Consider the following 26,703-nt stretch of genomic DNA (forward strand, 5'->3'; position numbering starts at 1 on the left):
CATCGTGGCACCTCCGCCAACAATGAATCAGCCGCTCACCATCAATTCAACCGGATTAATAGGTCCTGACCTTAGCTCAGAACGTCGATCCGCAAGCGGTGATGACCCAGATCGAACAGGTTTCTGAAAATCAGGCCAAGCGCTGAAATTTATCGGGCGCCAAGGTCGACCCGAATATCTGAATTGCCGGTCCGGCATTCAGAGTTTTTTACATTTCCAATCAGCTAAGTGATTGAAAATGGCGCGAGTGACGGGGCTCGAACCCGCGACCTCCGGCGTGACAGGCCGGCACTCTAACCAACTGAGCTACACCCGCGCAAGACGAGCACGGTCAGCCGTGTTCGTCGTTGGGGCGGTGGATAAGGCGTAAGCCAGCGGGTGTCAAGCGGAGCGCGACAGCATAACAGCAAACAGGAGAAGGTTTTTTGACAAGCCGGATTTTGCCGCCGAAAACGACCAGCGGCGAGGGCGTTGCGCGCTCATTTGGCCTTGCGAACCCCATCCTAACTGCTTAAAGGTCCGCCCCGGAGCGGGCGATTAGCTCAGTTGGTAGAGCGCTTCGTTTACACCGAAGATGTCGGCGGTTCGAGCCCGTCATCGCCCACCATTTAACTGGTTGAAAGTGTTAAAGCTTCGGACTTTAGATTGGCCGGATTCGGTTGGGCCCTTACCAGTTAGCTACAAACTAGCAACAGCCGAGAACCACTGTACCTGCCATGGCCTAGGATCGTATGAGGAGGCAACGTCGCAGGAACACATTGGAGAATTGCAAATGGCAAGGCCCGTTTGTGGCGCCCTGATCGCTTGGGCTTGACGAAGAGCCGATCCGGGGAAGTCCCAGTGGGATTATGAAGCGAGCCGTACGACCCGAGAAACGTCGCGAACCTCATGCCCGGTGAGGCGGCCCGAGTTGAGATCAGCGTGACGAACCTTGCTCTTCGTAAACTTGTCTTTTTTGCTCACGGCATCTTCTTAAACGAGATCAAGATGCTTGTCGGCGGCTGGGCCCTTCCGGGAACTGTCAAAGTGTGATGTCGGCATCGACGCTCAAATCGAGGTGTGCGTCGATGGGTATGCGACCGGCAAATTGATCGCCATGCAGGTGAAGTCGGGCGCATCATACTTGAGCGAGCCGGTAGAGGGCGGCTTCTGCGTGGTCCGGTATGCGCGAACGGTCGTTCTTCAGACCCGGATCTTCGAGGATAATTGCGTTGAATTCGGTTCTTTCCAAAGCCTCGGTGCTGTCGAGCATCAGGAAGTCGACTTCTGTTTTTGTATAGCCGGGGTCCCACTTGGTATTTTCCGGAACGTTGCTGTGGCCACAGCGACCGCCCTTCGTATCCCAATTGGCCGCGTTGCGGTTGTGACCGCTTGGATCTCGGCCATCCACTGCTGGCTTCGGCGGACCGTTTGGCCATGTCTTTGGGAATGCCAGTTCTTTCGATCCAGCGACAGAGCCTGCGCACATTTTCGAGCGTCGCGCGTGTATAGCGCGTATTGGTGAGGTCGATTGGTAGCGGTGTAGCGTTTGGTGGGGAAGCCGTATCGCCAAGCACCCGCTGGCGTCGCGGCTATATATGTATCCAGCTTCTCGTTTCGGCCTCACGATTTCCGGGATTGTGCATTGTCCATCGCGTAGCTCTGCTCGCCGTGCACATCGATCGCTCTGCTTGCTTCGACATAATGCTCATGCCTCTCGCAGGAGTCGAAGCTGCAGAGGTCAGACACCGAGATGCACATTGAAGGATCTGAGGTCCGGGAACAGACAGTACGGCGTGCCTCGACCTACTCTGTTGGCGCTTGTTTGTCAGCAGATCATTGTGCTCTTAAGTCATCCAAGTCACGTGGTCGGTGCCGATAATTTCTAATCGTTATTGTTGCGAACAGGTGTTAGGGTCAAGTGCGATCTTTTATCTGCGAGAGATTGTTGCCTGAAACTGATTTATCCAGCTTCCGCTTGAGCGGCCGGAGGGAATAAATGGATTGGAATCAAATCTCTGGATTTCAAATCGAAGTGCTGTGCAAGGTAATCATGCACGCATTCCCGAACCGCGGTCAGTTCGACAATTTCCTGATTACGAAACTCGGCAAAAATACGCTTGTAAACGAGGTTGGCCAAGATCGGTACGAAACCCAACTCGTCGCATTTATCCTCAATGCGCGTGGCGACGGGGAAGTTGACAATCTCGTCGGCGCAATTCAGACGGTCAAGCCGAAAAATCCTCTCGTCAGGAACCTGCCAAATGCGGTTCGCCTCAACGGTGCGACCCCCCCCGAGCGCCTGGCTTTGCCCGAGCTTGAGGCGATTGTGCAAGGTGGAGGCTTTACCGACCTGCGGCTTTGGGCGCAGTCGCTTGCGCGGGTGAGCGAGGCGACCTGCCGCATCGAAATCGACGACGGCAAGCCGCTGAGCGCAGAACCCCTCGGCACCGGTTTTCTGGTCGCCCCTCGGCTCGTTCTGACGAACCACCATGTCGTCGCAGGCGTACACAACTCTCAGTTGGCCTGTCGGTTCGACTTTGCTCGCGACACGAAAGGATTGAGCAACGGGTCGAGTATCTCCGTCGTGGCCGGAAAAGAGCGGATTGCCGCCATGAGCGCACACGCCAAGGGCACCGGTGGCAGCGGATCGTGGCCGCTCCTCGACTACGCTCTGATCAGGCTTGCCAAGGCGGTCGACGATAGGCAGCCGGTGACCGTACTGTCCGCCATCGAAGTAAAGCCCGATCTTCCGGTTCTCATCGTCCAGCATCCGGGAGGCGATCCACAGGCGCTCGCAATCGGGAAGTCGCTGGGGTACTTCGAGAACGCCACTCGCCTGCGCTACGATGCGGACACGTTGCCCGGATCATCAGGGTCGGGAGTTTATACACAAAAGCTGGAACTCGCGGCGCTGCACTGTGCAGGTCATCAGGGGTCGGTCACCAAGTCTGGTTCCAACGAAGGCATTCCCATCACGCTCATTGTCGATTCGCTGCGCGGCAAGGTCGAGAAATTCTGGCAGTAGGCTCACCGAACCGAGTCGGCCTCAGGTGTGGGCGACGGCGAGCGTGGCCGCGTCGGGTTGGTCAGAGCGCGACAGAAACTCCTCGATGTCCAACAGCACTGCATCGGCCGCTGCCTGGTGCGCATGCTTACAGAACATCGTTTCGGTACTGGCGAAAGATTTGTTCTCGGCGAGCTTGTTGCCGGGTGCGCCGCCCAGGCAGAGGTCGAAATATGGACAGCTCAATCTGCACATGTTCACCCCTCTCTCAATCTCCCCCCACATTGCCTTGAAGCCGGCGGATGCCAGGACGGAGGCAATGGTTGCCTGCGGCAAGACCCCGACGCGAAAATCGTCGAAGCGCTCGTCCCTAAGGCCGGCCAGCTCCGGCGAGAAGGTGAATAGCGCACCACTGACGGACACTGTCACGATGCCGAGCGGCGCATTCTGTGCATTGTGGTTGATCCTGCCAAAAGCGGGACTCTCTAGACAGGCACGGACCTCGTCGCGCTCTCGCACCGAGATTGGCGGCCTGGCCGAGCGGGCGCGGTCCAGAACGCGGGACAGAAACCGTCGGTACGATTCCACGGAGCCTTCCGCTTCCAGGCTCGAGTGGAGAACCGGACCTTCGATCTCCTCGACGTTGAAGCCGATCCTGCGGATGTCCTCGCGTTCAAAAAAGTCCATGAGTTCGTCGGCTGCACATAGCGTTTCATGGCCGACTACGCAGATGATGTGAAAGGGGACATTTCGACGGCGCAGGTGATCGATGCCGCGCATGACCTGGAGGTGCGTGCCCAGCCCCGACCGCGTCTTGCGGCGTGGATCATGCAGCCGGGCCGGACCGTCAAGGCTGACGCCGACTCGCATTCCTGTCTCCAGGAACAGATCGCACCACCGATCGTCGATCAGCATGCCATTGGTTTGAATTGCATGCGGCACGGCGACACCGTCCGGTGCGACCGCCTGTACCGCGGCGACGGCTTCGCGGTACCAGCCGGGTTTCACGACTAATGGCTCACCCGCGTGCCATACGATTGTAAAGTCCGCAGCACAGAGGTTTTCGCGAAATACGAAGTCGGCAGCCGCGCTCACCGTCTCGATCGACATCACCGTTCGGTCATTGCGACGCGGAAGGTAGCAGTACTGGCAATCGATGTTGCAAAACGGCGTCGGCTGCATAATCAGCAACCGGGTCACACCCCTCAGCGATGCCGCGTCTAGTAGTTCTGCCATCCGTTGAACCAGTTGTTGAAATTGTTGAAATTCGGGAAATTCGGGAAGTTAGGAAAATTGTTCCATTGCGCGACTTGCGCTTCGCCAGCGCCATCCGACAACGGCTTCCCGATCGCAGTGAGGTAACTCGCCCGAATGTCATGCAGACGGTGGATTGCCTTTCCCTCGACCGGTTCGCTCCGACCCGCTGCGCTGGAATTCAACGCCACAGTAGCCGCAAGAGTGCCAAGTCCGAGGGAAAGGAGTTTACCTGCCTCTTTCACGGTTTCATGCCCTGTTCGTTGGCCAAGCTTTGTACGACCCCGGCTTTGCCGATCCACCGCTGTTTCGCCGCCTCGGCGTCGTCGCGACATTCGGCGATCTGCTTACATGCATACGGCACGTCGTACTGGATCCGACCGGCAAGCAGTTCCGCCTCGCGCCAGCGCGCTTCGAGGATACCTGTAAGAGCCTTGGTGCCCACGATATAGCGTCGTTCGCTCCCGGTTACATCCTTCAGCCACAACCAGTCGTCCTGGAAGGCGGCCTCGACGATCTTGGGACCCCTATCGGTTATGCGCGCACGGAACGCGGGATCTTCCTCCTCAATGGGGTCTACCTTGCCATCCGAATACTTAATTTCGATCGTATTTACACATTCAACATTATCACCATCACAGCTTCCTGCTTCATTCTTTTGACGATGTATGATCATCACTTTGTCATCTTCTTCGAAGCCAATCTTTATGAGCTGGCATTGCTGGTCTGTTGTGCCCCCAATGGCTTGCCGTACCTTGATCTCAAAATATTTTCCCTCTGAACAGTCGAGGGGATATGGCAACGGTGGCGCATTTTGGACGTAAACGTCATCTGTGCGATTGACTATGTCTGCATCTTTGTCTACATCTTTGCGATGGACAATGTCTGGGTTCACCAAACCTGTAACCGTCCAGATCACGACAAATTTTTTCTTTACACCAAATGTTTTGCCGGGAATATAGAACAGCAGTCTGCCGTTATCTTTTGCGAGTTGTATCTCGGATAGCTCAAGTTTCTCCAAACTACTCTTTAGGTCGTTTCCTTCGCTCTCGAACGATTTAAAATTAATTTGATTTTCCGCTGATTTAATATAGCGAATCGAATCATTGCGGTATCTGATATTAATCCCAGGTTTGGAGTCTGATGAGACAAAGAATAGGCTCCATCCTTCCTCCGATACACAGCTAAATCCAGCCTCAGGTAAGCCTATGGCCCCCGCTACCCCCGTCTCCCCTTGTTTCCCAAGGTTGCTGCCTAGTTGCGTACAAGTGACCGGCAGTTTAAGTGAATTTCGGCTTGGTTCCTCATCTTGAAAGCTGACGCTCGATTCTGTTCCTAACAGTCGGCGCGCTCCGCTGTCGATATTGTCAATTGTCTTGCGAAGCAGCAGCGTGTCTTTCGAACCGCTGCTGCGATAGGTTTGACCAATCCTATCAATCAGCCACGCAAGGACCTTGTCGTCCATGGCGTTGCGGCCCTCGGCCACTTTGGTCGTGACCTCATTGACCGCCTGTGCAAGCTTCAGTTGCGAGGCAAGTCCAAAATAGTTCCAAGCGAGGAATGCAGTTCCCGCCGTCAGCCCAAAAAGGGCCACAACGCCGAAAAGAATACCTTTCTCTAGCCTATTGAAGAACTTCTCGCCGCCTTGCTCCCACTTCTTTCCTTTTTCCCAAGCCGACTTGAGCTGGACCAGGCGGGTGTCGATCTGTTCCGGTTCGGTTTTGTGCTTGGGATTCTCGGCTGCAGCGACCGCGTCTCTCGCCCAGTCCCAGTTATAGAGCGAGTTGTCGTCAAATATGAGATCCAGAACGTCTCGAGACTGTTTCCGAATCAAGGTGTTGGCGTCTGCCCACTCCCTGCCTAGAAATCTGCTAATGCTCGAGTAAGATTCGGAGTCGCGTATGACAAATTCCGTCCGCGTAAACTCGTAAAGCCGCCTTTCTAGCGTTCGCTTTTGCTTCAGGCGGCGACCATACTCCCGCCAGTTCCGGATGAGCGATTCATGGGCAACGTTGTACAGGTCCGGCTTCGACCTGTCCTGCTCGACGATTTCGATCAACCCGGCGTGCTCGAAAAGTTCCAGCTCGCGGACAAGACTCGCCGTCAGTTCAGTGCGAGGGATGCCAGACTTTTGCAGGCGCGCGGCACCAGCCGAATTACTCAGCATCTCCGCTAGGGTCGGAAAGCGGCGGACTGGGTTCTGCCGATCATCCATTTGCGCAAGGCTGTTCAGCGCTACGATCAGGATGCCGTCGGCTTCGGCGGCCAGCTCGGACGAGGCATTCATGGCTGGCGACGACGTAGCTGCCGAAGAAGCTGCTTCGCGCTCACCGGCGTCCTTGCGGATGGAGCCTACGCCGCCAGTGGCAAGCGGCGGAATGGCCGCGACAAAGACCTCGTGTGCCGCTCCGAAGATCCGCTCGGCTGCCTCGTTGAGGCACCGTCCAAGCCGCGTCTCACCTGGACGGGCCAACGTCCATCCGGGGACCTCGTTGAGGTGCCGCTCATCGATCTCTAAACGCGCCGCTGCATCGTCTTTTCGCCGCTTTATCCAATCGTCTACGGCACGCTCCCAGACGTGGGGCAGAAGATGTTGCAGCAACGGCAGTTTGTCTGCCTTCTGTCTTAGCAATTGCCCGGCCTCTCGATATGCGTGCTTTAGTGCAGCAACGCTCGCGAGCGAATAGGGCGCCGTGTGCTCTCGCGGTCCCGTCGCCAGCGGCAGCTCCCAAAACGCGGCTAGCCGTCGGGCCGGCTCGACGATCGCCGTCTCGATGTCGTCGTCGCCGACCAAATCCACCAGATACATCGACGAGTTGATGACGGTCGCCATACCGGCATGCTCGGAAAATCGGTGCAACTCCTCGCTGCGCATCGTCGCGACGACGAACAGCCGCTTCGGGCGGTAGTTGTGGACGTCGCGCAGCAGACCAATCAATTCGTTGCGGCCGTCGGCATCGCATTCGTCGCGAAAAACCTCTTCGAACTGATCGATATGCAGCAGCAACATCGGAAGTCCGCCGCGCTGGGTGGCGCTGGCAGCGGCGTCGATCGCAGAAAGTGCATGGTCGACGAAACGGAACAGGCCACGCGTCGAGATCGTGCCGGGTCGTGGCGATATCTGGGCCCTGAGCCAATTCCGCACCGAGCCGGCCACAATTTCGAATTGTTCATCGGGGGGCCAGCGGACACCCAATTTGCGGAACGCCCCCACCACTTTCTCTGCCGAGTCCGGGATGGGCGGCGGCTCGTTGGATCCTGCCTTGGATTCGGGGAACTGGAACTCGAGGATGTGCTGCAGGATGCCCCAGAGCGCCTCGTGCAACTGTGCGATCGGATCAGTGGCCGGTCGCATTTCGGCGACATACCAGGCACCCCATTGATCCTTTAGGGGAACAGTGCCCAGTTCGGCAATCAGGCCGCCGCGTGTAAGTGACGACTTCCCGCTGCCAGATCCCCCGACGACGACCGTCAGCCGATGTGTCTCGCTTGTAGCTTTGCCTTGGCGATCAGCGAAGAAACTCTTTAGCGCCACTTTTTGCTCGTCGCGGGCACAGAAGAACAGGTTCAGGTCGGGACGGAAACTTCGGAGCCCGGGGTAGGGATTGGTAATGAGAACGCCGGCTCCTTCGGGCTGGCATGTCCTATAGCCGGCCTTCCAGCGGCGCACAAAGATATCTGCCGGCAGTTCTGCTGTTCGGCTCAGATCAAGCTCTAATGTCAACACTATCCCCCGCCTTGATTTGCCGAGAGACGAGCACACTCGATCTTCAGATATTCCACATTTACAGGATTGAATTGGTATTTTCCGGAGATCTTCTTAAGTTTAAGCAGATTCCATCGCCGCACCGGCGACGAGGCTGAAAATCTCAATTCCTCGTCGAATTGATCAAAATTCTTCAGTAGGGTAGCTATCAGAAGAATCTTTGGCCTTGTCCGTGCGAAAAATTTGGAAACGCAGCTTTCTATTAGCGTATCCCACTCCAGGAAGTGATTTATTGTGGCCTGCGGATCGCGAGCTCTCGTACGCAGATCATGAGCCGCTATGATATTGACGGACTCTGTGTCGAAAGCTTTTATATTCTCCTCAATATCTTCTCTACAGACCGCGATTGCCTGACTTCGACCGACACCGCCGGCTGCCGCCTTTCTTATCTCCTGAAGTTTCCGCGAGAGCTTTCTTCGTGTCGGATCCGGAAGGTTCTCGAATCTGGCCGCGACAGCCCGGTCGCCGCTCGCTTTCGGCAGGTCGGCCATTTCGGCCAGTTTCGCGCTGACAAAATCGACGTCACCTATGAGGGCCAGATCTTTTTTCTCGTCCAGCTCATCTTTGTCGAGCCAATCCCCGTCGGTTCGCCAGTACACCTTCTTGAGACCCGACACCGGCGCTTTCCAAGCGACGGAGAATTCAGACGCATGATAACCCAGGCGGGCAACCAAAGGCACCGCCAATTGTCCGCGTAAGGTTCCCGCTGTGACGTTCGGGTCGTGCGTCACCCGCACGAGGATTGGGCGCCGCTGCAGAAACTTCTCTTGGGTTTCGTTGTCGTAAGGCTTTTCGCGGGCCCAGCCGTCCTTCCAATGCTCGATGCTGGTCGGCGCTCGCTTGCGCAAATTCTCAACGAGCTTGTTCTCGACGGAGAGGCGCATCTTGTCCTTTGCTGCTGCGTTGCCATCCGGCTCTCCGAGCACGATGATGCTGCCGCCGTCAGTTCGAGGGCTTGCGCGCATAAAGGCTTCTAGCGCCCGGTGCGCTTCACCCCAGTCGTACTGCGGCTGAGTGAAAGCATGCTCGAAAATCCAACCCGCGCGATCACCTGCACGGCTGGCGCGCCCTTCGGCGTTCTTCCATTGCCCCCACCAATCGTTCGCCGGCGAACTAGTCACGACGACAATCAGCCGCTTGCGATCCTGCACCGGCTCCCGCTGAGATCGGGCCCACGCCCCGAAAGCTGTCGACAACATGCTCTCGCGCCCATCATGGTATGCGGCGATGTCCTGTTCGGTCAAAATTAGAAAATAGTGAGTGCTCGAAAAAATCTGTTCGCGAGCTCTCTCGCTCGGCTCCTCGAATGTTTCTCTCTTAAAAGGATGAAAATCCTTAAAGTAACCGAAAAGCCCGAACCTGTCGCAATCATTATATATGTCCGCGCTGTTGGGGCCGGTGAGACACAACCACCTCAACTTGGTTGACAATTCAGCTAGACTCGGGTCCATCAAACCTTGCACGTCAGCCAACGCACCCGGCGCCCCGCGTTGTAGCCGTTTGGCGAGCGGTCGAAAAAGGTCATCAAGTTTGTTTCTGCTTTGTAGCTCCTTCAGATAGCGATTGACTACTTCGTTGAAGCTGCCTGCGTCATCAACAATCGAAAGCCTATCCAGCCCGCTTACTTGCAAAAACTGATCAAAAACAGATGCACTGTCGAATGGTTCATAGCCTCCGCCCTCGTCCGGAGCGATGACTTTAGCCAGCCTGCCTATCTCCGTGTCCGATAGCTCGCTCATCGCGGCACCTACCCAGATAATAATTGGGTAAGAGAACCTTAGTGATTGCTGAGCAAGAAATCAATCGCCTGAAACTGAGCGAAGTTGCATGGTATGCCAAATCATTTGATCGAGGGCGCCTAGCAGTACAACCACCCGCTGTGCTTGCGTGCGCACCAAAGGAGCGCAAATATGATCGCCGTTCGTAAGTAGCAAGAACCTACTGTGAATGTCACATACCCCGATGAAGCCGTCGGTCCATAAGCCAGGGACTTCCCGCTTATGAAGACACCTCGACTCGAATGAGGTCGTCTCTGGCAAGAAGTTACGCACATTTGACACTTGCCGCCGCCGCCCGGAGCTATCCGAATATCTCGGCCGCTAAAAGCCATCCTAATGCTCCTCAGACTGGTGATGCCTGATCGCTGCAATGACGCGATGATTAGCATCATGTTTCGGCAAGCCGATCGGCTGCTCTGGTCTGAACGTTGCGCCCTGCTGCCGCTGCTTCCTCTGCGCTTCTTGGATTGCCCAGCTTTGTGCCCTGTAGCTCGCGAGGGCGCTCCGAGTGCGCTCGGAAATCTGCCGCCGCTCATTCTCGGCCAGCGCCGCGCAGAGATGGAGCGTGAAGGGATCGGTCGAACCGCCGACGAATTGAGAGCGGCGATAGGCGAGACACAACGGCGCTACGGCTGACCGGCTCTGCTTTGATTGCCCTTGCCGCAGCGGTGACACCCCGCAAGTTCTAGGGCGACGGTTTAGTCCCAATTCGTACATATCCTATTAACCTCCTGGTTTTGCCGTAAGTCCAGCTTCTGGGAGCCTGTGCCATAGCGCTGCCCGAACGGCCGGCTATCAAGGGGTCTTCGCCGTGCTGGCGAAGTATCAACCCAGCGACACTGTCTCGACGCGTCAAGCCATCACCGCCATCCGCGAAACCGCGGCGCGCGTCAAACGCACACCCTCTGCTTCGATCACAAGTGCCCCTCTGAGTAGCTCGTTTCCTAATGGGGAGGTTGGCACGTGGAAAACAGCTGACGGCATTAACGGCATTTTGCTGTCGTTGGTGATTATGGTTGTAGTCGTCCCGCGGTTCGCGGTCGTCTGGCGGTAGCCAACACTCGCTGTCCGTGACTGTTGCGGGCTCGCCGCCGTGTCTGTTTGCCATGGCTGCCCCTCCTCATGCCCGCGTCGGTGGTGACAGGCCCGCCGTGACAAGCCCTTCTTTTCCTCCACGGTCGGCAGTGTTGTCGACGCAGCAGTTGCACGATTGGCAGCACGGACTGGGCAAACCGGTCGGCATCGTCGATCGATATCTTTCGGCCCTTTGTTGCTACCTCGGCAGTGTTAGTCGGGTTGCCGAGTTTTATGCCGGTGGTCTTGCGGCAGGCGAGGTCGGCTTTGGTACGTTCGGAGGTTGCTGTTTCTTGGCCAAGGCGGCATAGAGATAAACGGATCGGCATCGGCACCAAGTTCGGCGACAATGAACCGAACACGCTGAGCGATTAGACCCGAGATGAAGGCCACGTCTCGGAAGAGGCGATCCAGCTTGGCCACGACGACCGGGCATTTGGCTTGGCAGGCGAGGGCGAGGGCGGCTGTGAGCTGCGGCCGTCGGTTGAGCGCATCCGTCCCCTCTCCGGTTTCGACCTCTGTGAACTCCTGCAGGACCACTGCCTCCAACTTGCTCCGGTCACGGCTCAGCGCTATTGCCAACGCTTACCGTCTGGAGCATCCTTGTTCTTATGTCAGAGACTGGCATCCGCGCGAGAGGCGGCCGAGCTACGGTGCTTGTGTCCGTCGCGTGTAGCTGCGGAAGCACATGCTCGCGACGGGGATGGTCAAGCAAGTGCGCGGGGCTTTCCGGGCCATTCCTGAGCAGGCGCCTGATTGTTACCTGGCTCCTGCCCGCCATCGCTATGTCCGTGGTCGACGCCCTTGCGCAGGCTTTGCCACCTACGGGCGGGGCGGCCTCCTTGAGCGACAAATTGGACCTAGAGTCCAAGAAGTTGAAGCTCGAGATTCAGAAGCTTGAGGATGAGGTCGAGTCAGCGAACAGGTGGCGATGGGCAGGATTGTCCGCCCAGCTGATGGTCGTGATAGTCGGGGGCTTTGCGTCCTATCTTTTCGGCAAGCGCCTGACGGCCCTGAAATCAGGCGAGGACGCGCGCCTGGAAGCGCAGAGATCCGCGGAGGAAAATCGGCGGGCGCTCCAAGACAGGGAAGCCGAACGTTTCTCCGGGCTGGTCGAAGATCGCGCCCAGGCCTATGCACTCGCCTGCGCCGAGCTCAGACCGACCGCGCTCTTCTTCCCCGCACCACCCTGCGTTCGGCCGGATGATGAGCGCCCGCAGCTCACCAAGGGCGACTGCGAGCGCATGGGCCGGCGGCTTTCATCCTGGTATTTCGGCCATGGTGGCCTGTTGATGACCGAGGACTCGCGGGACGCTTACTTTACCCTGATGGAAGCGCTTCGCCGGGCCGCCTCCGCGACGGAGGAACTCGCGGTCCAGACTGTCGGCGAGCACACGAGGGTCATCTCACTGACTCTGGTGAATGGCTACCGAGGAATTTTGGCGAAGAAGAACTATCCACCGTTCGAGAAGCTCGAAGCTAACAAGCCGGTCAAGTCGACCGACCTTGAGGACTGGAAGTTCGGACCTCTTGCCAATGCTGCTAGCGAGGCCGAGCGGTTGAAGGACTATGTTCTCATCCAGACGCTGGCAAGCCGATTCCGGACAACGCTGACCGATGACATCGGAAGTCGCAAGAAGCCATCAACCTCCCTTCACGAGGGGGTCCGCGAGCAGCCCAGTCAAGCATGAACAGAGCCGGCCGCCTCAATGCCGCGCCACCAACTAAACTGTCTCGGCAACCGCAAGTCTTCTTGAACAGTTATAAAAGCGGCTTTGGAGTCGCACAGGACATGCATCAATTGTATTTTGTGCGGATCGATCCATCTCCCAGCAACTGCTACTTCAATACATTGGCTATCATTGGCTGCATCGCGGCCGCCTTGTTAACTTGCAATGCGCAACGAAATAACGGCTGCCGACACAGATAACTGAGAGTTTTGCGTTCGTGCGAATGACCTGAAATATGAACCTGATCAACGCACCAACTTGCCCGGTCAATCTGCGCTCGCTGGGGTATGTAAACCGAACCAGCTCCGCCCAAACGTCACGCGTTCCGAAAAGGGGTGCCCTTTTGCTGGCCAGTCCCGGTCCGGCCGACTGACGCAAACCGGCCTCAAATCAGTATCCGCTCAACCTCGTCTATGCTCATTCCGCCGCTGCGTGGGATCATAGAATAGGTCTTCTGGTCGACGGGTGATTGGCCATATAGGTGGCTTTTTCCCGCGCGCCGTCGTTTCTTAAGGTGAGTCGCAGTGGTGCCAGTAGCCGGAAACAAACTCAAGCCGGTATTTCCGCGATCGCTAGCCGTGCGGATATGCGGGAGCCTGTCGGTCGGAATTTTTCGCGATTGCGCGGGGCGCTCGGGGTCAGCGAGGTCGAACTCGTCAAACCCGACGATCAATTTGAGATGAAATCCTAATCTAAATCAAACATTCAAAAAACGGGCAGGATTATTCCCGCAATTATGGTTGACGATAGGAATAAATCCCTATACAATGGGATTGTAACAATCCCGGGAATCCAACCCCATGTCTGGTCGTCAAGCCAAGGTCGTCACCGATTCAATGTTGCGCAAAATGCTCACGCATTCGCGCAAATCCTCAACCCCAGTCCGAGACCAAGTGATCATTTTGCTCTCCTGCAAGGCTGGCTTGAGGGCCTGCGAAATTGCCGGGTTGGAGTGGTCCATGCTCCTCGATCCAAAGGGGAGGATTGGGAACCTGGTCGTGATCGAGGATCGTATAGCGAAGCGTCAGTCCGGACGACGAATTCCTCTGCATCCCAGTCTCAAAGGCGCATTGTCTATGTTGAGAGAAGACGAGGGCGGCGATGGCCCCGTGGTCCGTTCCAACCGCGGTGGGGCAATGAACGCCAACAGCATCGTCAATTGGTTTGTCGAGCTCTACCGAGAGCTAGACTTCGAGGGGTGTTCGTCCCATTCGGGACGCCGGACATTCATAACAAGGGCAGCGCGATCCGCGCACCGCGCGGGAGGTTGCCTTCGCGACGTCCAGCTTCTCGCCGGTCATCGATCGCTGTCGATGACACAGACTTACATCGACGGCGACACCGATGCCCAACGCCGTATTGTTTCCATGATCTGAGATATCGACGATGTCTGACCGAGACGACGATGTCCGTAGACCGATTTCGCGCGCGCGGATTTTGAGGATGCCGGTCGCCGAGAAGATCCCGGCGCCTTTCAATCAAGGAGATTTGGATAGCCTTTGTGGGATCTATTGCGTCATGAACGCCGTCCGATTTCTCTACCCGGAGTTGGGACGTCAGAGGTCGATTGGCCTTTTCCAAGTCCTGTCAGAGAGTCTGACGACAAACCGGGTGACGGCCCATGAAACTGTCGGACTGGGTATCGAAATTCCGACTGTCCATGCCCTCGTCGAGGCTGCCTGCAACTACCTCCGGGAGGTACTCGAGACGTCAATCATCGCTGCGACATTGACTTCGAAAATCCGTCGGTTCGACGATTTGTGGACGACGTTGGAAAAGGGACTGGATGACACTCAGGTTGCGATCATCGGTCTCTCCGGTCGTCACGATCATTGGACTGTTGCCTATCGAATGACAAAGAGGACCATTCGACTGTTCGACTCCGACTCGATGAAGGTGTTGCAGCGAGCACGGTGTTCACTCCGCAATCCAAGAGTCCCTTATCAAATCGATCCGGAAGAAATCATTTTCGTTCGAAGGGGAGGGGTCTGATGGAAGGGAATTCTAGTAGAAAGTGGGATGACCACTCCCTCAGTGTGAAATGTCACTTTTACACTGAGACCAGATCACCGAGAGACGGACACAATTCTAGTAGAACGGATTTTTTTCGGTGACCCTGGAGGAATATTTCTACTACCGGATGATGGTCACCGAACTCGATCCAGATATGATGGAGAAGGTAGCGACGAAAACCCCGCCGACCGATGCGACCGATTTTGCGTTGAGGGTTTCATACGTCATCCTCAACAGTGGAATGAGATGGACGGTTGCCAAAGACATTTGGACCCGGATGAAGCTCTCTCTGATCGAAACGGGGGAGGTGGGTGATACCTTTGGCCATCCCGGAAAGAAAAAGTCCATCAACCAGGTGATGTCGAACCGATCGGCATATTTCGAGGGTTTTCGGTCGGCGTGGCAAAATGGACCGGACGCGGTGATCGTGCTTTGCGAGACCCTTCCTCACATCGGTGGGATCACGAAATATCACCTGGCCAAGAACCTGGGTCTCGACGTTGCGAAACCAGACGTCTGGTTGGAAAGGGTTGCCGCGAAGTCTGGAGAGTCCGTCCAGGAATTGTGCCTTAGGTTGTCCAACCGGTCCGGAGACAGTGTCTCGACAGTCGACTATGTGATCTGGAAAGCCTGTCAACAGGGGTGGTGGGGGATGCAAGGTCAAACGCCACTTGGTTCAGAAACAGATTCTTCCGAAATTTAGAAGAGATGACCGGGAGCGTCGTGGACCACTTGGCTAAAATGATGTCGAGCATACCAGAAAACGATGAGATAACAAAGCTTTATGAAAATCTCATGCGGCCTTAGCCTTAAACGTCTCAGGGGATATGGTAGAAGTCCGAAACCGCTTGGGCGCGGTGACAGTGAGGCCACCATGTCCGGTGGCCTGCCAAATGCAACACCCGAGGTCTGTGGGAGCAAAAGCTCGCGTGGACGGGGAATAGGCAGGGCATGTCTCAGCCTCGCTGTCCATGCGATCAACCGCCCGGCACCAGGGCCGGTGGGAGCGGGTTGCATAGGGGCTTGGGAAAATGGATGTTATTCTACTTTTGACGGTTTCTGTAGGGGGCTTCTTCGGCGCTATCGCATTAAGCTGTTTAGCAATTCTCGCAGACTCTTCTACGTTTCGTGTATTCGCGCTTGCTGACGGAGAAAACACCCGCCGTAGATTCGCAATCTGGCTTGTCTGTGTAATCATGGCGTCAATTGTGGCGGCTGCGATGAGGGCGTCCTTGGCTGAACGAACGAACCCGTCGGTGAGTTCGACCCCGACATTATTCATCTAATCGAAGCCCTCCACCCGCCACAACATCCAGGGACCTCGGCGAGCGAGATAAGCCACCATCCCCCGAATAGGTGGATAGTCGACCCTTAATCCCTCATCTAGCGAGTGTCGATTTTCGTCTGTTTCGGTCTCTTACTGGCTTGAAAATAGGAATAATTTCCTGTATCCTGATCCTGTTGGGGAAACACCTAGAATGTCAGGCGCTCTTACGTCCCAGAGCATTCCCGGCCGAAGAGCCCTCGGCTGAATGACTGCGTCCGACGAGAGCTAACCGCTCCAAACAAGAATTTGAATGCGGAACTGACCGGCAATCGGGCCGGCCAGAAGGGACCACTCGTGTCGAACAAAAGGGGAAAGACCATGACGAACCAGAATCCAAACATGCCCTTCGGGGGAGCCAATGACATCAGCCGGGCGCTCGACGAGACCGTCATCAAGACGAGACTACTGAACGACGACCTCAGAATCCGGCGCCTCGGTGGGACTATCGTCATCACCGCCGGGATAGCTGCCCTCGGTCTCTCGGCGATCAGGGTCATCATTTTGGCCATCACCGCGTTCGATGGTTTCACTCCCGAGAACGATCCCTATGGCGAGCACGATTGCGCGGTCATGACGGTCAGCGGGATCAAGATCATCTGGAAGATCGACTACTACGACCTAAGCCGCCGTTACCATTCTCCCGACCCGACCGACAGAAACGTCACCTCTCGGGTGATGACGATTATGAGAGCCGACGAGTGGTGACTCGCCCTCGCTGCCACGACACTGCTCAGACGATCAGCCTTTACCGAAACGTCGCTCGACGAACCACACAAGACGAATGGTGCAGTATCATCACCGACGGGTGAGGGAACCCAAATCCGACAGTTTGCGCGCGTAAGGAGTGTCAGCTTTGCGCCTAACGTCGGACGTTCATCCGAAATTTCTTCTCATCCGAAAGCGGACAAAAGATTGCATACGGTGCAGGCTGTTTTTGACGTAACCTACAAGCTGGTGCAGAACCTCGGCGGTTCGACATCAACTCGTATGAGGACTTCCTCGCTCTCCGGGCAGCAACCAAATGATCACCTGTAGCGCTCGGCTGCCTGCCGTTCGCGGTGGCATCGGTCGTGAACCAGTTCCGTGTTCTCCACCGTGTAGCCATCTGCGGCGTTAAAGCGGTCCAATTCGGAGTAGGCGATTGGCATTTCCTCGTTGCAGTGAGCGCATCGCCCGTTCTGCTGCGCCCATTTCTTCTGCTTCAAGGCCCGACGCTGCATCGGTTTGCCGCGTTCATCGTAGATCAGTTCCTTAAACACCTTCCGACGGTAGGCGAATAGCAGGTCCCGGTCGTCGCCTGCAAGCTCCCTGAGCTTGGCGCGGACACCGGCCAGAACTTCGTTGGCCTTCAAAAGCTCATCGGCGGTGAGCCTGCGGTTAGCCATTCAGCTTGTCCGAATGCACGTGCCGCACGGCTTCCTCGACTATGGGCCACAACTCGGGTGGGCACGGCTTAACCTTGGAGGCGGTGCCGATGCGGTTAGGTGCCGTCCCCCGGGTCAGTCCCAACGCAGCCTTCACGTCAGCGACATGGCATGTTTCGACCTTCTTGCCATACTTGTCGAGAACATGAGCGCGCTCCCGCTTGTATCCGGCTTTGTCCATGCGACCCTCCGATGCTTGCCAGCATAGCACCTGACTCATGATTCCAGCGTGGCAATGACTGGGCGATCCGAGACATACACCAAAGCTGTACAGCGTGGTAATCGGGGTGGGGAAGGCACGTTGCGAAATCCGCAGCGTCGGCGGACGCTTGCTAGCCTGATGTGGGCGGGTCGCGCCTTGGAGCGATGATCCGAATCCGGTCGTCTAGGGGGCTTACGGCTGAGTTCGCTGAGTACTCGATCCCGCTTCCGTTATAGATGACGATGACCGCGCCTGTAACATTTGGGATGTGCAGCAAGCGCAAGACGTGACCTAGGGCAGAATCGGTAGCATTCCGAACGGTTCTGCTTTGTGAGCGCTTGAGTTCGAGGACAATGCGCTCAGTGCCTCTCGTGACAACAATGTCAGCTTCAGTTCGCGTCATCGCCGTGCCGGTGGCGAACGTACTTCCGGTTTCGACGACAATCTCGCCGCCAGCAGACAATTCGGCCGCGAGAAATCCGCCAAGCTCGCCTTCGAATTCATAGGCTCGCTGTATGCGCGAACGGGTGTCGTCGCTGCTCATGCCAAACAGTGGCTCCTCATGACTCTGGACAAACGATAGAGCACGGTTCGTCACAAGCTCCAAAAGGGGCCCTTGACGCTCTTCGGGCGAGGTCTGCTCCGGCTGCGCGGCGGCTGCGGAGGCAAAAGCAAGCTCTCCGGCGATCTGGTCGCATAGCACGATAGCGAACGCTGTTACCGAGACAATTGCGAGGAGTGCCTCGTCCTCGTCGAAATCAAGAGTGTAATCGTGCGTAGAGGGATTGCGCCACTCTTGGCGGTACCTTGTGAACTGGTCGAGCACCTTTCGCCGGAGGTGGTTCCCTTGGCTCAAGAATTGCTCGACTTCGTGGATGGTTTTTCCTTCCGGGTTACGCCCAGCAAGGACCCTGTATGCTTCCTTGATACTGCCTTCGAATGCCTGATTGCACCTAAAAACGACATCAGTAAACAGCGTCTCGTCTAGCTCGCGCTGCCCCCGCTCGAGGTGACGAACTGCAGCGTCGATGTGAGACTTCACCGCGCGCAGGCCGGTCGTGTGCGCGCCATCCGGCAGCTCACCCAGCTTTCGGTTTAGGATTGCCCGTATATCCATTTAGAGGCAGAATCCGTCTGTTCACTCTTCTTGGCAGTTCAATACTTTAATCTCAGAATCTCAGGCGCAATGAAAGAGAACAATGTGCGTGCCAGTAATACCGCCGCTGCTGCAGCTAAAGCCTCGGAATTGAATAACCAAGCCGTCGGCCCTCAAGCCGAAGACAAAGCCAACACCCCCGACATCTACGAACTCGCTGATGCCAACCGGGGCGGCTATCGTGCAGACCTTCGACAAGAGGCCGCGTAGAAGCTGGCAGGCAAGAGAGGCGGCGGCTACTTCACCGCAGGCCGTCTTTTCGACGTGTCCCCGTAGGCCGCGCCGTAATGCTACTGACCTATGATCACCTGGAATTGGCTTTGGAGAAGACAGCGAGACCTAATGCTTGCCGCTGCGATAGCTTGAACGTTGCAAAACCTCGTGCAGGGCATCTAGAACATTGTCCGCTTTGGCCGACGGCGCTCCAAGTACCTGCCGTTCCGCTAACGGCCCAAATGGCGCCGTTCGAGCTGCGTCGACCGCCTTCCAAAGCAGACATAGTTATGCCGCCGAAGTTCAGCCGAATATTTCGGCGCACGCGTTCGAACACTGCCCCGTCCGTCACGGAAAACCACCTACACCTTCCGTCTCTATAGGGGCGTTGCGGGACAGGCTGTGCAAAAACCTGATCAGGAGATGGCGCCGCCACGGCCGCTGTCTGGTAAGCCGACCTCCTTAAATGCGGTTGGGAGAGGGAAGGGAACTGGGATCCAACGTTCTCCGATAAAAAGGCGTTGCAAGCGTCCCGTTTTCACGCCGGGTTGTAGAGAAACTCTGAACTCGGGCAGTTCAGACACTTCTGAAGCGCTTTTGAAGCGCCCACCGCCTACCCCCTTACTTGCAGTTCAGCAACACGCCGAAATCGACATATTGCTGTCCGGCGTCGAGCAGGCTCGCCTAGCGGCAGGCGAGGCCCTGGCGACGATTATCCGGGAGATCACCGTGACCGGCAATGTCACGCTAAGCACTCTGGAAAGCGGAAACGTTCTCGATCAACCGCACTTGTCCAGTTGAGCCTAGCGCTGGAGCGATGCAACGGCATTATGCAGACCTGCGCGGAGCGAACCGGAGGGGGCTTTCGAACGGTTGCGTGAGAAGATCACGGGGTTACGCGAGGTCTGGATGACAGCGATCCTTGCCCAAGTACCCGGCGACAAGAACGCAATCAGGACGAAGATCGAAAAGGGCGAGCACGAACAGGCGGCTAGTCTAGACTAGGCAGGTCGCCTCGGCAGTCCAGGCCGAAGGACCGAAGAGGGCTGGACCGGCCGTCCATTCGATGGGTTCGAGGCGCCGCTCATCACCTCGAGGACGATGGCGTGTCGGCCCGCACCCCAACACCGGCCGCCCGCGTGCGCCAGGCGTCCGATCTGGTCGGCGTCAACATCCGAACGGAGATTCTGCGCACCCAAAGACGGCTTGCCAGGGGTGAAGCGTTGCAGAGTCTCATTTCTGGCAGTTTGGCCTTTGCCGTCGGTTTCGTGATCTATGCCGGCGACTTCCTGGGAACACCGACAAACCTGCTGCAGGTCTTCTTGTGGGAGTTTTCGATCGACCTGACGATGGAAGCGATCAAGCAAGCTGCGGAGAACGTGCCGCGCAGTTGATGCCGGAGCGTCCCGGTCCCACGCAGGAAAGTGTACAGAGGCCCTAACTCCCGGCAAAGCCACCCATCTGGACGAAGTTGCAATTCGTCAGCGGGCGCGACCTGCGTCAACGGCGCGGCACCCGGGCGCAGCCGTGCCGTCAAGACGTGGCTCCCCGATAGTCCGGAGATTCGAGAAGAAGGTCGTGATCGATGTCGAATTCCTCCCCTTCCGGTGCCTCTTCGGCTTCTGGGGCTTCCTCAGCCGCGTCGAGTTCACCTCGATCGACCACCGTTTCGTCTGACGGTACCGCGCGCTGGGCCTCAACCTTTGCGAGGAAATCGGTCCAGGCGGCATTTCCGAGAAGCAGTACGGGACAACCTTTACCAGTCCAGGATTTGTGAGTTCGCATGGCCGTCGCCGTCGCTAGACCCAGGTCCCGCAACAGCGAGCCGACCAAGAAGACCGCATTGTCTAAAGCTTTCAGCTGGTCGATCCCACTATTCATACAGATTTCCACGCCGATGCTCTTCGAGTTGCCGACACCGGCATGGAAGCCCTTCTCGGAGATCGGCAGGTGCTGGATGGTAATGTTGTCGTCCACGGTGAAATGCCAAGAGACCCAGTTCTTCTTCGTGCCGAGCATGTAGAAGCCGGTGTTGCGCACGAACCTGGAATGCGCCTTGGCGTCTGCACCTCTCGACGTGTTCGACGTGTTGTGGATCGTGACGAATTTCGGCGAAATTGCTATTCCTGGGCGATTCCGATTTCCAACGTCGATGAATTCCTTAACGATCATAGCCATCTCCTTCGTTGCGAACCCGTTTCCTGCTAGCGCAGGGTGCGGATTAAGTTCGGTTGTCCCAGTTGACGTTGCTGCCTCGGGTATCGACATGAACAAACGTGTTGTAAATACCGATGCCGCCTTTGAAGAGCCCCTCAGTGTCGCGCATCGTCAGCAGCACGCTGCGCCAGTGCGTTGGCGTCCGCCCGTCGGCGGCGGTGAAGTCCGTTGCCCGCATCTGCTTGTGCTGGCTTTCCGAGGCCGCACCCGATAGGCAGCCGTTGTAGTCGGTGTTACGATAGATGCTGTTCAGCCGGATCGGCGCCCCGAGCCTTGCGCGCAATTCGTTCAGGACATTGGCAGTCGGCGCGAGGTTGTCCCACAACGTCTTGGGCGGCAGCGCGTTCAGTCCGCGGCAGGCGCTGCCGGCCGCATAGTGCGAGCCGCCCAGAAAAAGGAATTCGCGGAAGCCGAAATGCCTCAGGCCAAGGCCCGCGATGAAGGTACGGAACTCGTCCTCATAGGACGTGAGCGTTTCGGTGCCCTCGGCCTGCTCTTCTTGCATTGCCTCGAAGCCGGCGTCGAACGCGGCGTTCTCGGCCTCATCGGCAGCCGCTTCAGCACTTTGCTCCGTTTGGGAATCTTGGTCGGACATGGCTGCTCTCTCCTCGTGTGTGACCGCCGGGTCGGCGGAGTATGCTGACGACAGTATCGTTCAAGGACATCAACAAGCCCTCGCGCCATGAGGGTTTGGCTATTGCTTAGGAGTCGACGAATGAGCTGGATCCTAGCTCCACCGCCCGAGGCGTTACGTTCGACCGCATCCAGGTCGCCAGCTTCGTGGCGGTGAGGTTATCCGGCGTACGATCCGAGAGGAGCGACTGAGTCGCACTCCCGACCTCGGCGATACTCGCTCCTGTTGCAGGAACCGTCGGCTGGATTTCAGGCAGCCGGCGTGCCCAGTCGGCCAGGACGGTGTTGAGGCTGACGGCGGCTGCCGGATCGAGCGGTCCGATCCCCACGAGCCGGACCACCCGCTGCAGGACCTCAGGATAGTCGCCGCCGACCTGCGCCACGACCCGGCGCGCGAGTTCGGGGGCGCGGACGATCAGTTCGTCGGGCAGCCTGCTGAAGACGCGAACCGCTGTATCGCTGAAACTGGGTTGGTCGGAGTTCGGCATAACGATCGACTCCAGCCCGAAGGTGGCTGCCTCCACGAGGATAAGGTCGTCGCCGAGGAGCGTGCCGAGATCGCTGAGGTCAGCGAGCGCCCGCAGCACGCCCTCGGTGTCGCCGAGGAGCCGGCGGACTTTGATGAGCTGCTCAAGAGCAGTGGCGATTTCCTCGGGATCGGCGCTGACGCGCGCCGCGCTGACCGCCTGCACCGCTGCCGCCTCGGCCAACGCATGTTGGCCCAGGACAGTGCGGGCGCTGCTTTCGTAGATGTGGAGGCGACTGGCCGACAGCCGCTCGGATCGCTGCGCGAGGACGCCAAGGGCCTTCTCCGGCAAGCCGAGCTGCAGGAGATCGGCGGTGCGGTTTTCGGCGTAGCGCTCCCACTCCTCCTGCGAGGCGGTCATTGCGGCCGCGTCGTCGGCACCCCCAACCCGGTTGGCCAAGTAGACGCGGGCCCGCCCCCCGAGCTCCTCGACGGCGCTCCGCAAACGCAGCTCGATCCCGGTTAGCCAGCGGGCATCGATCGCCTTCGGGTCCTGGTCGAGCCAGAGACGGTGGTAGATTTCCTCCGCCCGGTTCTCGGGGCCAGGGCGGGATGCGAAATACGCAACCGCCGCCTCATGGATTAGCTGCCGCTTGGTTGCGCTGGCGGTATCCTGCCTCAAGCCGTCGAGGACGGTTCGCCTCAGGTCCGGCCGAAGTGTGAGCATGTCCGGCGAATCGCCCTGCCGGACAACCGCGACCTCCCGCGCAAATTCGTCGAACAGCGCGCGGGCCGCGTCGGCGTCCTTGACCTCGAGCTCGCACGGATCGGCCAGAACCTTCTCGATCAGTTCGGGTGTGATGTATCGCAGCGCCAGTCCGGGGATCGCCAGCTGCTTTACCGGCCCGTCGTGCAGGTGGCCGGCGATGCGCTCGTAAAGCTGGCCCTGGACGATAGCGTCTCCGACCCGCTGCCAGAGCTCGGTTTCCCCCAGGTCGGCGGAACTTGCATCGGTCTCGTGCCGCAGCATATCGGCAGCGAGCCGAAGCGACAGGGGATTGCCGCCGACCACTTCAATCATCCGGGCAACGAGGTCAGTCTTGGCCGCGAGGACAGGTGGCAGATGGTTGGTGAGCAGGGCTTCGGCGGCAAATTGCGGCAGCGGTCCGAGCGGCACTTCCAGGAGCTCCGCCTCCGGTCCGAGCGCTACCCGGCCGGCCAGCAATGGCCGCAGCGATGGCACCAGCGCCCGCAGCCGCACCACCAAGTTGGCGAGCGGCAGCACTGCGTCGGGGGTTGCGTACTGGACCTCCTCGAGGGTGTCGAGGATGAGTACGATTGGGCCGGTGCTTTGGTGGTAGGCTTCGTTCAGGAGGTTGGCGACCTGCTTCAGCAGGTCATCGAAATCGCTGCGCGGCGCGAGATTGACTGTCTTGCTGATCTGTCTCCTGCGGCGCGGGCTTGCCGCTTGCTGACGATCGGCGCGGCGGCGCGCGGTCCAGGATTCGAGCAGTTGGGCCGCGGCGCTCTCGATGCCGGGAACCTGGATGCCGATCTGCTGGACGATCGCCAGCAGCACCCCGCGCAGGTCGCGGGCGTCGAGTTCGGGCCGGTCGAAGTCGAGATAGACGAACGGACGCCAGGCGTCGGGGCGCGTCGCGTCGCGCTCGGAATGGGCCAGGATAAAGTAGGCGAGCAGTGCCGATTTGCCCATGCCGCCCGGCGCGTGGAGCATGATCGGTGGCGGTGCCGCGCCGTTCGCATCCGTGTCGGGCGCTTCGACATAGGCGGCGAGCATCGCCAGCTCCTTGTCGCGCCCGGCAAAAAAACCTCTGGTCAGGTGTTTGAACGGTGCGATCAGCCGGGCCCGCTCGAGATCTGAGCGAAGTTCGAGCGCCGACGGCAAGGCAAGACCGGTCTGCGACAGCCACCCTGCGGCTCTCAGCAGTGCCCTTAGAGAGGTGGGATCCTGCCGCTCGGCACGGGTCGGCGCCGCGCCGGCGATTAGGGCGCCCAAAGCCGCGTTGACCTGATCGCCAGGGTCGCCCGGATTGCGCGAGCGTACCGCCTGCAGCGTGCCGCGTTCCGCCAGCCGCTGGAGGGCCCGCCCGCGTATCCGATCGGGCAGGGCCCAACACGCGGCGCCGTCCGCTGTTTGAACCGGAGCGCTCTCCATGAGCACGCGCGAGAGCGCCTCGGTGGACGGTGCGCCCTCGATCACGAGGTCCTGCGGGCGGTACGTTGCGGTGACCGCGGCGGCTTCGGCCAAGGCCCAGCGCACCGGGTCCGAGGGGTCGTCCTCGAGGTCCTCGCTCCAGACGTCGTCCGGCGAAGGCGCCGCGTCGATCTTATACTCTCCCAAGAGATCGTCGAGGTCACCCCGCTCCTGGCTCGCTGCGGCCGCGCCTGATGTGCGGACGATGCCTGAGGTGGGGTCCCAGACACACTGCTGGGCCTGCAGGTCGGACATGATGGCGGCAACGGCGATGCCCTCATTGTATTCCGGGGCTCCGCCTACCGAGGTGTGGGCCCCGAGGTGAAGCCCAATGATCTGCCAAGCCGCGTCGAAGCACGGGCCGCCCATCGCGGCTTCGAGCGTCGATGTCCGATAGCGGATTTTGCCGTCGTGTTCACCGATCAGCCCATCCGGGTCGGCGCCGATCCGCAATTCGCCGGCCCCGGAGTATTGCAGGACGACAATCGCTCGGTCGGACGACGGTGAATGGGCAAGGGAGATCCAGCCGCGGCTGCGCGACTGGCTCACCGCATCCGAGCTTGTGCTCGTGTCGCGGCCCGCGGCGGCGTCGAGGCGCAGGACGATTGCCCCCATCGCCGACTCGAAAACTACCTCGGGAAGAATGCGATAGCTGCGTCGCGAGTTCGGGGTTACGTCGAAATTCGCGGTGAGCGCGCCGTTGGTATTGGGGACGAGTATGGCCTTGTGGGTCATCACTTGGTCGGGGCCTACAAGAAAGCCGGTGCACATCGCAGTATTTGTGCCTGAGGCCTCAATCAGGCAAACTTGGCGGCGGACCTCCTCAAGGCCACGCCGCCACTCGTCCAAGCTACGGGCCGCTAGGGCCGGCCGGATCGTCTTGACTAGGCTCTCGGTCTCAGTGGCCGGAACCAGGCCGGCCGACTCGCTCAGCGTGCGCAACGACTGGCTGTGGGGGTTAGCCTCGCGGGCGAGCCGCAGGAAGTCTGCGATCCGGCCTTCGCGGTTCAGGACGTCGACGACCTGCCGGACCTGGCCCGCATACGGCAGCGTGGGACTTGCGATCTCGCGAAAGGACGTGTTTGTGGCAAGCAGCAGCTTCTCAAGTGACTCCCCGGTAAACGACTCCGACAGCGCCGCCGCCGCGTCCCACAGATACTGTTCGGAGAGCGTGATCACGGAGCGCCGTCCTCGAGTTTCTTAAGCAGTCCGCGGATGAACTTGAAGCTGTCCTTGAGCGTCCGGTTGGGCACCTTGTGGTACTCGTCGACCTTGCTCTGGACCGCCGCCTGCGAGACCGACCACGCGCGCGCCGTGGCCACCTGCACGATCGCCGCTACCATGTGCGCGGGCGTCAGCGGCTCCGTCGTGTCGCGCCCGGCGACATCGTCGATGTCCGGCGGCAGCGGCGCCTTGAAGCGGGTTAGGACGATGCGTAGCACGCCCCGCAACTCCTGATCGGCATAGGTCGTCAGCCGGACGAGGAAGCTTGTTGTACCCTCGGGCAGCGGGACGTCGAGCACGGTCCCGTCCGGCAGTTTGGTTGTTGGAGGATCGTCGAAGACGAAGACGTGCCGTGTCGGCCTGTCCTTCATCGCCAGGTAGACCTCGGCGGCAAGCTTTTCCGCCCAGCGCTGCGCCGACTCTTTGCCGATGCGGGGAAGCTCGACCCGTACCCCGAGCCGTTCGAGGACATCGCCGGCGATCTGGTCCGGCTGCAGATGCTCGGCAAGGCTGAACTTGTTGACCTGATACCCTTTGGTCGGCGCGACGTGGTTGATGAGAAAGTAGGAGTACGATTTCCCTGTCTGGCGCTCGCCGTCGATCAGCAGGACCGAAGCGCCGGCCGGGCTGATGAGGTCGAGCAGTTCGCCACGCAAGTTGCTGCGGTTGATGAACGGGCGGCGACCCGGAAGCAGGACTTCGTTGAATGCGTCGGGGCTGGTCGGGGTGACGCCTGCTTGCTGTCGAACCAGTAGCAGGGCCCCATGACCGGGATTTTCCGCCAGCGCCTTACTGACGATGGCGTCGACCTGGTCGCGCAAATTGGTGTAGGCAAGAATCCCCAACCACATTTGCACCGGAGCGCCGCTGAAGTCGATAAGGCCCAGTTCGATCCCGGCATCTCCGACAACGCGTCGCCCGTCGTCCGGCAAAGGATAGAGGCCGGCGAGAATGCCTCGCAGGGTCTGCAATTCGGTGTGGCCCCATGTGCTCATAGGCGGCATCCGCGCAAAAGCGCCGAGGTC

At 58.7% G+C, this 26,703-nt stretch carries 21 protein-coding genes, 2 tRNA genes and 1 pseudogene; 10 read left to right on the forward strand and 14 right to left on the reverse strand.

Translation table 11 applies throughout. The features are described 5' to 3' along the window. Window positions 1-239: 239 nt before the first annotated feature. Window positions 240-316: transfer RNA gene (locus tag AC0L28_RS31195), tRNA-Asp, on the reverse strand. A 215-nt stretch (window positions 317-531) separates the two neighbouring features. On the opposite strand from AC0L28_RS31195, the gene AC0L28_RS31200 reads away from it, so the two are divergent. Both AC0L28_RS31200 and AC0L28_RS31205 read left to right on the forward strand, forming a co-directional pair. Then, window positions 532-607, forward strand: a tRNA-Val gene (locus tag AC0L28_RS31200). A gap of 281 nt (window positions 608-888) precedes the next feature. Beyond that, window positions 889-1,005: pseudogene (locus AC0L28_RS31205) on the forward strand (type VI toxin-antitoxin system SocA family antitoxin); the annotation flags it as partial. A 112-nt stretch (window positions 1,006-1,117) separates the two neighbouring features. On the opposite strand, the gene AC0L28_RS31210 reads toward AC0L28_RS31205, so the two are convergent. Further along, on the reverse strand, window positions 1,118-1,390 hold the full coding sequence (locus AC0L28_RS31210) for a hypothetical protein (protein ID WP_473482261.1): 273 nt from the start codon (window positions 1,388-1,390) through the stop codon (window positions 1,118-1,120). A 588-nt stretch (window positions 1,391-1,978) separates the two neighbouring features. Between AC0L28_RS31210 and AC0L28_RS31215 the strand changes: the two genes are divergently transcribed. After that, window positions 1,979-3,007, forward strand: a complete 1,029-nt coding sequence (locus tag AC0L28_RS31215; RefSeq protein ID WP_473482193.1) for a trypsin-like peptidase domain-containing protein — start codon at window positions 1,979-1,981, stop codon at window positions 3,005-3,007. Window positions 3,008-3,028: 21 nt separating this feature from the next. Here the strand turns inward: AC0L28_RS31215 and grrM are convergent, their stop codons facing one another. The 5 genes from grrM to AC0L28_RS31240 all read right to left on the reverse strand — a co-directional run bounded on the left by grrM (window position 3,029) and on the right by AC0L28_RS31240 (window position 11,398). Then, window positions 3,029-4,168: a cyclophane-forming radical SAM/SPASM peptide maturase GrrM/OscB gene (grrM, locus tag AC0L28_RS31220; protein ID WP_473482195.1), complete on the reverse strand. Its 1,140-nt coding sequence runs from the start codon at window positions 4,166-4,168 to the stop codon at window positions 3,029-3,031. Window positions 4,169-4,206: 38 nt separating this feature from the next. Further along, complete coding sequence (locus AC0L28_RS31225) at window positions 4,207-4,485, reverse strand: hypothetical protein (protein WP_473482197.1); 279 nt, start codon at window positions 4,483-4,485, stop codon at window positions 4,207-4,209. Next, on the reverse strand, window positions 4,482-7,967 hold the full coding sequence (locus AC0L28_RS31230) for an nSTAND1 domain-containing NTPase (RefSeq protein ID WP_473482199.1): 3,486 nt from the start codon (window positions 7,965-7,967) through the stop codon (window positions 4,482-4,484). Before AC0L28_RS31230 ends, AC0L28_RS31225 begins: the two co-directional genes overlap by 4 nt. Then, window positions 7,967-9,745 carry a hypothetical protein gene (locus tag AC0L28_RS31235; RefSeq protein ID WP_473482201.1) on the reverse strand — a complete coding sequence of 593 codons (1,779 nt, stop codon included), beginning with the start codon at window positions 9,743-9,745 and terminating at the stop codon, window positions 7,967-7,969. Before AC0L28_RS31235 ends, AC0L28_RS31230 begins: the two co-directional genes overlap by 1 nt. Window positions 9,746-11,071: 1,326 nt before the next feature. Continuing rightward, window positions 11,072-11,398 (reverse strand): recombinase family protein, encoded by a 327-nt coding sequence (locus AC0L28_RS31240; protein WP_473482203.1) that lies wholly within the window; start codon window positions 11,396-11,398, stop codon window positions 11,072-11,074. 302 nt (window positions 11,399-11,700) lie between these two features. Between AC0L28_RS31240 and AC0L28_RS31245 the strand changes: the two genes are divergently transcribed. From AC0L28_RS31245 to AC0L28_RS31265, 5 genes are all read left to right on the forward strand, one after another. Continuing rightward, on the forward strand, window positions 11,701-12,549 hold the full coding sequence (locus tag AC0L28_RS31245) for a hypothetical protein (protein WP_473482205.1): 849 nt from the start codon (window positions 11,701-11,703) through the stop codon (window positions 12,547-12,549). A gap of 839 nt (window positions 12,550-13,388) precedes the next feature. Next, complete coding sequence (locus AC0L28_RS31250) at window positions 13,389-13,964, forward strand: tyrosine-type recombinase/integrase (RefSeq protein WP_473482207.1); 576 nt, start codon at window positions 13,389-13,391, stop codon at window positions 13,962-13,964. Between the two features lie 67 nt (window positions 13,965-14,031). Further along, complete coding sequence (locus AC0L28_RS31255; protein ID WP_473482209.1) at window positions 14,032-14,580, forward strand: hypothetical protein; 549 nt, start codon at window positions 14,032-14,034, stop codon at window positions 14,578-14,580. Window positions 14,581-14,698: 118 nt separating this feature from the next. After that, a complete protein-coding gene (locus AC0L28_RS31260) occupies window positions 14,699-15,304 on the forward strand; it encodes a hypothetical protein (protein WP_473482211.1) in 606 nt (201 codons plus the stop codon). A gap of 942 nt (window positions 15,305-16,246) precedes the next feature. Next, entirely contained in the window at window positions 16,247-16,633 is a 387-nt protein-coding gene (locus AC0L28_RS31265; RefSeq protein WP_473482213.1) for a DUF3768 domain-containing protein, read from the forward strand. Window positions 16,634-16,953: 320 nt separating this feature from the next. On the opposite strand, the gene AC0L28_RS31270 is transcribed toward AC0L28_RS31265, so the two are convergent. The 3 genes from AC0L28_RS31270 to AC0L28_RS31280 all read right to left on the reverse strand — a co-directional run bounded on the left by AC0L28_RS31270 (window position 16,954) and on the right by AC0L28_RS31280 (window position 18,671). Beyond that, window positions 16,954-17,313 carry a hypothetical protein gene (locus AC0L28_RS31270; protein WP_473482215.1) on the reverse strand — a complete coding sequence of 120 codons (360 nt, stop codon included), beginning with the start codon at window positions 17,311-17,313 and terminating at the stop codon, window positions 16,954-16,956. After that, entirely contained in the window at window positions 17,306-17,533 is a 228-nt protein-coding gene (locus AC0L28_RS31275; protein WP_473482217.1) for a hypothetical protein, read from the reverse strand. The genes AC0L28_RS31270 and AC0L28_RS31275 overlap by 8 nt, the downstream gene beginning before the upstream one ends. A gap of 151 nt (window positions 17,534-17,684) precedes the next feature. Next, complete coding sequence (locus AC0L28_RS31280) at window positions 17,685-18,671, reverse strand: HEPN domain-containing protein (protein ID WP_473482219.1); 987 nt, start codon at window positions 18,669-18,671, stop codon at window positions 17,685-17,687. 69 nt (window positions 18,672-18,740) lie between these two features. On the opposite strand from AC0L28_RS31280, the gene AC0L28_RS31285 reads away from it, so the two are divergent. Continuing rightward, the gene (locus AC0L28_RS31285) at window positions 18,741-18,920 is read left to right on the forward strand and encodes a hypothetical protein (RefSeq protein WP_473482221.1); all 180 of its coding nucleotides are present in this window, start codon (window positions 18,741-18,743) and stop codon (window positions 18,918-18,920) included. Between the two features lie 1,109 nt (window positions 18,921-20,029). After that, the gene (locus AC0L28_RS31290) at window positions 20,030-20,317 is read left to right on the forward strand and encodes a hypothetical protein (protein ID WP_473482223.1); all 288 of its coding nucleotides are present in this window, start codon (window positions 20,030-20,032) and stop codon (window positions 20,315-20,317) included. Window positions 20,318-20,456: 139 nt separating this feature from the next. Here the strand turns inward: AC0L28_RS31290 and AC0L28_RS31295 are convergent, their stop codons facing one another. From AC0L28_RS31295 to AC0L28_RS31310, 4 genes are all read right to left on the reverse strand, one after another. Continuing rightward, window positions 20,457-21,095, reverse strand: a complete 639-nt coding sequence (locus tag AC0L28_RS31295; protein ID WP_473482225.1) for a peptidoglycan recognition protein family protein — start codon at window positions 21,093-21,095, stop codon at window positions 20,457-20,459. Window positions 21,096-21,144: 49 nt separating this feature from the next. Beyond that, window positions 21,145-21,735, reverse strand: a complete 591-nt coding sequence (locus AC0L28_RS31300) for a D-Ala-D-Ala carboxypeptidase family metallohydrolase (RefSeq protein WP_473482227.1) — start codon at window positions 21,733-21,735, stop codon at window positions 21,145-21,147. A gap of 106 nt (window positions 21,736-21,841) precedes the next feature. Further along, entirely contained in the window at window positions 21,842-25,633 is a 3,792-nt protein-coding gene (locus AC0L28_RS31305) for an AAA family ATPase (protein ID WP_473482229.1), read from the reverse strand. Beyond that, window positions 25,630-26,673 carry an effector-associated domain EAD1-containing protein gene (locus AC0L28_RS31310; RefSeq protein WP_473482231.1) on the reverse strand — a complete coding sequence of 348 codons (1,044 nt, stop codon included), beginning with the start codon at window positions 26,671-26,673 and terminating at the stop codon, window positions 25,630-25,632. The genes AC0L28_RS31305 and AC0L28_RS31310 overlap by 4 nt, the downstream gene beginning before the upstream one ends. Between the last annotated feature and the right edge of the window lie 30 nt (window positions 26,674-26,703).

The organism is Mesorhizobium sp. WSM4847 (genome assembly GCF_055811335.1).

Bases quoted from the DNA above. Each gene is read 5' to 3' on its own strand.
- AC0L28_RS31265 (WP_473482213.1), top strand. From the start codon at position 16,247: ATGACGAACCAGAATCCAAACATGCCCTTCGGGGGAGCCAATGACATC.
- AC0L28_RS31310 (WP_473482231.1), bottom strand. From the start codon at position 26,673: ATGAGCACATGGGGCCACACCGAATTGCAGACCCTGCGAGGCATTCTC.
- AC0L28_RS31300 (WP_473482227.1), bottom strand. From the start codon at position 21,735: ATGTCCGACCAAGATTCCCAAACGGAGCAAAGTGCTGAAGCGGCTGCC.
- AC0L28_RS31255 (WP_473482209.1), top strand. From the start codon at position 14,032: ATGCCGGTCGCCGAGAAGATCCCGGCGCCTTTCAATCAAGGAGATTTG.
- AC0L28_RS31270 (WP_473482215.1), bottom strand. From the start codon at position 17,313: ATGGCTAACCGCAGGCTCACCGCCGATGAGCTTTTGAAGGCCAACGAA.
- AC0L28_RS31285 (WP_473482221.1), top strand. From the start codon at position 18,741: ATGAAAGAGAACAATGTGCGTGCCAGTAATACCGCCGCTGCTGCAGCT.
- AC0L28_RS31295 (WP_473482225.1), bottom strand. From the start codon at position 21,095: ATGATCGTTAAGGAATTCATCGACGTTGGAAATCGGAATCGCCCAGGA.
- AC0L28_RS31275 (WP_473482217.1), bottom strand. From the start codon at position 17,533: ATGGACAAAGCCGGATACAAGCGGGAGCGCGCTCATGTTCTCGACAAG.
- AC0L28_RS31280 (WP_473482219.1), bottom strand. From the start codon at position 18,671: ATGGATATACGGGCAATCCTAAACCGAAAGCTGGGTGAGCTGCCGGAT.
- AC0L28_RS31250 (WP_473482207.1), top strand. From the start codon at position 13,389: ATGTCTGGTCGTCAAGCCAAGGTCGTCACCGATTCAATGTTGCGCAAA.
- AC0L28_RS31215 (WP_473482193.1), top strand. From the start codon at position 1,979: ATGGATTGGAATCAAATCTCTGGATTTCAAATCGAAGTGCTGTGCAAG.
- grrM (WP_473482195.1), bottom strand. From the start codon at position 4,168: ATGCAGCCGACGCCGTTTTGCAACATCGATTGCCAGTACTGCTACCTT.
- AC0L28_RS31235 (WP_473482201.1), bottom strand. From the start codon at position 9,745: ATGAGCGAGCTATCGGACACGGAGATAGGCAGGCTGGCTAAAGTCATC.